Origin of the sequence: Glaesserella australis (assembly GCF_003260095.1) — a bacterium.
Classification (GTDB): Bacteria; Pseudomonadota; Gammaproteobacteria; order Enterobacterales; family Pasteurellaceae; genus Glaesserella; species Glaesserella australis.
Window position 1 is genome coordinate 21,238 of record NZ_PTPX01000008.1, and the last position, 6,617, is coordinate 27,854.

Below are 6,617 nucleotides of genomic sequence, written 5' to 3' on the forward strand. Positions count from 1 at the left end.
CTTTTGCCCCTATATATTTAACCTTCCAGCGCTTGTTGTAATTTCCCTTGATGTTTGAGTAATAAAGCATTCGCACTGCTTTTATCAAGATCTGCTAAGATCATCAAAATCGCTAACTTCGCATTATTCTCCGCTTGGCGCAAAGTCGATTCAGCAATGTCACGAGAACAGTCAGTGGCTTGCATTACAATGCGAATAGCTCTTGCTACTAATTTTTGATTACTGGCTTGAACGTCAACCATCAGATTTTGATAGCACTTACCGATTAAAATCATACTTGCGGTGGTAAGCATATTTAGCACCAATTTTTGTGCAGTACCCGATTTCATTCGGCTTGAACCTGTTAGCACTTCCGCGCCAACTACCGTATCAATCACAATATCGGCAAGTTGGCTCATGGCAGAATGGGGGTTACTGGCGATAGAAACCGTTGTCGCGCCCAATGCTTTGGCATATTCCAAAGCCCCTAATACATAAGGCGTTCTGCCACTGGCAGCGATACCGACGAGTACATCTTTTTGGCTAAAACTCACCGCTTGTAAGTCGCTTTTCCCCATCTCTTTGTTATCTTCAGCGCCTTCAATAGGATGGCGTAAGGCCCGCTCTCCGCCAGCGATAATCCCTTTAACCATTTCAGAGGAAACACCAAAGGTTGGCGGACATTCAGACGCATCTAACACGCCCAAGCGTCCGCTCGTCCCTGCACCAATATAAACCAATCGTCCGCCTTGTTGAAAAGCTTCTACGATTTTCTCAACGGCTTGTGCTATTTGTGGTAGGACTTTTTCAATCGCCACAGGGACTTGTTTATCTTCATTGTTAATGATTTTGACAATATCATAAGCGCAAAGGCTGTCGATATTCATGCTATTTGGGTTACGCTGCTCGGTAATTAATTGCGTAAGCGTTTTTAATAAATCTTGTTCTGCCATGATATTCCTTAAAGATTGGGAAAAATTGCGCCTAAACTGACCGCTTGTGTTGCCCCAGTGACACTCGGTAAATTTGCAGGCAAGTTATGCACACGTTGATGCGCCAACCATGCAAAAGCAGCTGCTTCTACATAATCAACATCTAACCCATATTCTGTGGTCGTTGCAACATGCCACGTTTTCAAGTTTGTTTGCAACCCTTGCATGATCAACGGATTTTTCGCCCCGCCGCCACAAACCAGTAGTAAACAAGGTAAGTTCTCTGGATTTTCAATCTGCTGTAGCGCTTGTACGATACTTTGAACGGTAAATGCCACAAGCGTTGCTTGAACATCTTCAGGTGCAAGCGGTTCGATTTGCGTTAATTTTTGCGAAAGCCAATCTAAATTAAACAACTCTCTCCCTGTGCTTTTAGGCGGTGGCTGTTGAAAAAATGGCTCATCTAACAGAAACGAAAGCAGTGTCGGATTTACCTTACCTGTTTTAGCCCATTCACCGTTTGCGTCATAACGCTTACCAAGATGTTTTTCGATCCAAATATCTAATAATGTATTCCCCGCCCCCACATCGTAGCCAATGGTCGCTTGCTGTGGATGAAGTACAGAAATGTTACTGATACCGCCAATATTTAATACCACAGTCAAACGTTCAGACGAACTAAACACGGCTTGATGAAAAGCTGGGACGAGTGGCGCACCTTGCCCGCCGAATGCCATATCTCTGCGACGAAAATCGCCAACAGTCGTTATCCCTGTTTTAGCTGAAAGCAGATTCATATCGCCAATTTGCATCGTAAAAGGGTATTGTCCTTTAGGACTATGCCAAACCGTCTGCCCATGGCAACCTATCGCAATAATATCTTGAGTGGACAGTTGCTGTTTCTCTAAAAAACGGTTGATACAATCAGCGTAGAGCAAAGCCAATTGGTGATCTAACTCGCCAAGTTGCTGTAATGTTGTATTTCCCTGTTTGACCAGCTCAGAAAGCGCCAAGCGTAGATGTTCAGGCATAGGCGCAAAATCAGCAGCAATTAATTTAGACGATTGGCTAAAATCGACCAAAGCTAAATCCACCCCATCTAAACTTGTCCCCGACATTACGCCAAGATAATATTGTGCCATAGGCGAAACTCCTTCTAAGAAAAAAGGGAAATATCACATTTCCCTTTTTTCTCATTTTTGGTTAAACATACTGAACATCGATAATATCAAATTCTACATTACCACCCGGGGTTTTGATATTGACAGAATCATCAACTTCTTTGCCAACTAAGCCACGGGCGATAGGCGAATTTACCGAAATCAACCCTTCTTTAATATTCGCTTCATCATCACCAACAATACGGTAAGTCACTTCTTCATCCGTATTTGCATTCACTAAAGTAACGGTTGCACCAAAAATCACTTTGCCATTATTGGTCATTTTGGTTACATCAATAATCTGCGCATTGCCCAGTTTACCTTCAATCTCTTTAATACGCCCTTCACAGAAGCCTTGTTGCTCACGTGCGGCATGGTATTCAGCATTTTCTTTTAAATCGCCATGCTCACGAGCTTCTGCAATCGCATCAATAATTTCTGGACGGCGAACGTTTTTTAAAAAATCAAGTTCTTCACGCAGTAATTCTGCACCACGAACTGTCATAGGAATTTGTTGCATTTTTTATCCTTGCATAAAAAATTCCTGCCAAAACAGAAGGCTGTTTTGGCAGAACGTTATATAATGATTTCAGAACGCTATTATTCATTTTCTTTATCAAAATATCAACCTACTATGATTTCATTTTTTACAAAAGCGACTCGTATTTCTCTTTTTATTTCACTCTGCTCGTCTTCCGTGGCGATTGCGAAAGTTGATGTCGCACAACTTGTCAGCCAACTTCCCCAAGGAGCAACGGTGAGTGTCATCGCAAAGAATTTAAATACAGGTGAACTGATCGCAGATTATCAAAGCCATAACTTTATGTTACCCGCAAGTACACAAAAAGTGTTTACCGCACTAGCAGCTAAACTTGCTCTGCCCGATGATTTTAAGTTTCATACGGCATTATTGAGTAATGGGAAAGTGGAAAATGGCACCTTAACAGGCGATTTAATTGCAAAATTTACAGGCGATCCTGATTTAACAAGCGGTCAGTTATTACAATTAATTTCCCAATTAAAAAAGCAAGGCATTAACCAAATTCAAGGCAACTTGATTATGGATACATCCGTCTTTACTAGCCATGATAAGGCGGCGGGCTGGGTTTGGAATGATTTAAATATCTGCTTTAGTGCGCCCCCTGCTGCCGTGAATATTGACCAAAATTGTTTCTATGCCAATTTAGATGCAAATCAGCCTGTAGGAAGCCCAATAAAAGTCGATGTACCAAGCGCTTATCCTGTTCAAGTTTTTAGTTCCGCTTATGTCGCCGATAAAGCAGAAGCAGGTTACTGCGAGCTAGATGCGGTAGTGAATGATAACAATCGCTATCATATTAAAGGCTGTTTAGCACGCCAAGCCAAACCTTTTGGCTTAAGCTTTGCGGTACAAGACCCGACAAGCTACGGGGCAAATCTGATTAAAATGTATTTAAAACGAACAGGGATTCAATTTGATGGGCAGATTCAGACTGCGACAAAAGCGGTGGACGGTACATTGTTAGCAGAACACTATTCTGCGCCACTACAAGATCTGCTTAAAAAGATGATGAAAAAGTCAGATAACCAAATTGCTGATGCGCTATTTAGAACCATTGCACATCAACAACACAAACGTCCAGCGACCTTTCCTTTAGCCAGTCTGACATTACGGAATATATTGAAAACGCAAGCGGGTGTTCAATTTGACAATAGTGTCGTGACTGATGGATCTGGGCTTTCTAGGCATAATCTGGTTAATGCTGTGACGATGTTACAAGCTCTTGAAGCCATTGCCAAACATGAAGAGAATTTTCACCTATTTGAAACCTTCCCGATTGCGGGAGTAGATGGCACCATTTCAGGTCGTGGCTCTATTGCCGTTGAGCCGTTAGCAAAAAATGTGATAGCGAAAACAGGATCGTTGAAAGGGGTTTATAATTTAGCAGGATTTATGCTTAACGCCCGTGGAGAACGTATTGCATTTGTGCAGTTTATTAATGGCTATTCAACAGGTGAGCTTGAAAGCAAAACGAAACGTGGACCGTTAAATCAGTTTGAACATAGTTTATTTATGAAACTATACGATAATTAACAAGCGGTGTGTTTATCTCAGAAATTTCCTAGCCCTTACTTTGATATCAAATTAAGGGCTTTTATTTTGTCCTATAATTCCATCTCTGATATATAAAAAATAAAAAGGACTAAGTCCTTATAAAACTTAGTCCTTTCATAAAATTACTAACTACTTAAAGCTAATAAGTCAAATATCCGATGATGTTTACCATTGATATCCAACACTTGCAGCAGCACCTACACCACCACGAGTATCGGTATTGAATGATACTTTAACACCAGTCTTACCATTATCAGACAGTCTAGAATATCCTACAGATAACGCTGATTGTCCTTTATAGGTACCTACGCCTGCTGCTACCATTGATTTACCCGGAATAGTTGCATGATATAAGTTTCCAGCAGCCATAGCTCCTGCTATACCAGCTTTTAAGTCCTTATTCATATTATTCACTTTGTTATCAATATGGTTCACAACTCCTTTTAACTGTCCAACATTAACAGCATCTGTATTTTTCACCCCCGCTGCTACGTTTGTTACTCGAGTAGGCGCATCAGTTGAACCGACACTTAGCTCTTTAACTCCATCGTTTGCCACAGTTGACGAAATATTCACGCCATTATCACCGCCAATAGTAACACTATTGAAGGATGGGTTATCAACAGTAGCAACTGATACAGTATTACCAGATTGTTTTACTTTGATGTTCTTACCGCCATCAATCGCAACGGTATCTCCCATCTTAACGTTACTTTTCACATTAGATGTCTCTGTATTACCAGAGGTTGTGACATACCAACCTTTTGCAACTTCATTTGTAATATTTGTCACATTTTGGTTAGTTGCATATAACTGGCTTCCGTTTACCGCATCTTTAGAATCCGATGAAACTTCACCTGCCGCTACGTTAGTGATTTTCTTATCACCTGCATTAATGCCACCATCTTTAGTGATGCTTGGCCCGCCATTGATTGTTAAGCCATTATTGTTAACGGTAGTATCACCAATAGTTACAGAGCCATCTTTTGTTAAGTTAACATCTTTATTCAACTGAACTTCAAGAGTATCAGAACCATTTGCTTTCACATTGATATTGCCTGATGCACTGCTGAATTTCTCTGATGCTGCCTTATCAACGCCTTCTCCCACTAGTTTCACAACGCTATTAAGTTTATGATTATTCTTAACTTCGTTATTACCTGTGAAAATTAAGCCATCATTTAAGGTCGCAATTTCTTCAGTTGTACCATCTGGTTTCTCATAGACGATTCGGGTTTTGCTTTCACCGTCTTTACCATCGTTTCCGTCTAAGCCTTTCGCTCCGTCTTTCACGCTGATATTCGCTGATGCTCCATTTTTACCGTCTGCGCCTTTCGGTCCTGTTAAGCCAATTGAGCCGTCTTTTCCGTTTAGAACAACAGACGCTCCGTCTTTACCTGTTACACCGATAGAACCATCTTTACCATCTGCACCATTCTTACCAACCAAGATATCTGTACCTAAGCTGACTTCTAATGCTTTAGAACCATCACCTTTTGTGATCACATTGGTTTTCACATTGCCATCACCCACTACAGAAACGGTTGTACCTAGATCTTGGACGATCGCATTTCCACTTTCATCCTTCAAGCCAAACGCATTTTTGGTTAACTCATTCTTCACATTGTAAAGTTGTGAACCATTTATTGCTTCAGTTGAAGTCGCTGAAATATCACCATCTGCAACACCTGTAATCACTTTGTTACCAGCATTGATACCATCTTTAGTGATGCTTGGACCATCTTTAATGGTTAAACCATCTTGAGTTAATGATGTATCACCTACTTTCACACCGTCATTATTCACTACAGTATTACCAATAGTTACAGAACCATCCTTAGTAAGATCAAGATCTTTATTCACAGAAACGGTATAGATTGATTGACCATTTTTACCAGTTGTTTCAGTTACAGTGATGTTATCACCTTGTTTAACTTCTGTTTTTGCAGCCTTAGCAGCTTCTTGAACAGTATATAGTTGTGAACCATTTACCGCTTCAGTTGAAGTTGCTGAAATATCACCATCTGCAACACCAGTGATCACTTTGTCACCTGCGTTGATACCATCTTTAGTGATACTTGGACCATCTTTAATAGTTAAACCATCTTGAGTTAATGATGTATCTCCTACTTTCACACCGTCGTTGTTCACTACGGTATCACCAATAGTTACAGAACCATCTTTTGTTAAGTTAACATCTTTATTCAACTGAACTTCAAGAGTATCAGAACCATTTGCTTTCACATTGATATTGCCTGATGCACTACTGAATTTCTCTGATGCTGCCTTATCAACGCCTTCTCCCACTAGTTTCACAACGCTATTAAGTTTGTGATTATTCTTAACTTCGTTATTACCTGTGAAAATTAAGCCATCATTTAAAGTTGCGATTGTTTCGGTTTCACCGTTTGGTTTTTCGTACACAATACGGGTTTTGCTTTCACCGTCTTT

5 protein-coding genes are annotated in these 6,617 nt (G+C 40.6%); 1 reads left to right on the top strand and 4 read right to left on the bottom strand.

Going from position 1 to position 6,617, the window contains the following annotated elements:
• Nucleotides 1-17 precede the first annotated feature (17 nt).
• The 3 genes from murQ to greA all read right to left on the bottom strand — a co-directional run bounded on the left by murQ (nucleotide 18) and on the right by greA (nucleotide 2,591).
• Nucleotides 18-932 (bottom strand): N-acetylmuramic acid 6-phosphate etherase, encoded by a 915-nt coding sequence (gene murQ, locus C5N92_RS04355; RefSeq protein ID WP_111749643.1) that lies wholly within the window; start codon nucleotides 930-932, stop codon nucleotides 18-20.
• 8 nt (nucleotides 933-940) lie between these two features.
• Complete coding sequence (locus C5N92_RS04360; RefSeq protein ID WP_111749644.1) at nucleotides 941-2,053, bottom strand: anhydro-N-acetylmuramic acid kinase; 1,113 nt, start codon at nucleotides 2,051-2,053, stop codon at nucleotides 941-943.
• Between the two features lie 61 nt (nucleotides 2,054-2,114).
• Nucleotides 2,115-2,591 (bottom strand): transcription elongation factor GreA, encoded by a 477-nt coding sequence (gene greA / locus C5N92_RS04365; RefSeq protein WP_111749645.1) that lies wholly within the window; start codon nucleotides 2,589-2,591, stop codon nucleotides 2,115-2,117.
• Between the two features lie 114 nt (nucleotides 2,592-2,705).
• Between greA and dacB the strand changes: the two genes are divergently transcribed.
• Complete coding sequence (gene dacB / locus C5N92_RS04370; RefSeq protein ID WP_111749646.1) at nucleotides 2,706-4,145, top strand: serine-type D-Ala-D-Ala carboxypeptidase; 1,440 nt, start codon at nucleotides 2,706-2,708, stop codon at nucleotides 4,143-4,145.
• 186 nt (nucleotides 4,146-4,331) lie between these two features.
• On the opposite strand, the gene C5N92_RS04375 is transcribed toward dacB, so the two are convergent.
• Nucleotides 4,332-6,617: YadA family autotransporter adhesin (locus tag C5N92_RS04375; RefSeq protein ID WP_181015869.1), on the bottom strand; the 2,286-nt coding region annotated here is incomplete at its 5' end.

What these genes read in the sequence shown, in the direction of transcription:
- murQ (WP_111749643.1), bottom strand. Translation starts at nt 932, where the DNA reads ATGGCAGAACAAGATTTATTAAAAACGCTTACGCAATTAATTACCGAG.
- C5N92_RS04360 (WP_111749644.1), bottom strand. Translation starts at nt 2,053, where the DNA reads ATGGCACAATATTATCTTGGCGTAATGTCGGGGACAAGTTTAGATGGG.
- greA (WP_111749645.1), bottom strand. Translation starts at nt 2,591, where the DNA reads ATGCAACAAATTCCTATGACAGTTCGTGGTGCAGAATTACTGCGTGAA.
- dacB (WP_111749646.1), top strand. Translation starts at nt 2,706, where the DNA reads ATGATTTCATTTTTTACAAAAGCGACTCGTATTTCTCTTTTTATTTCA.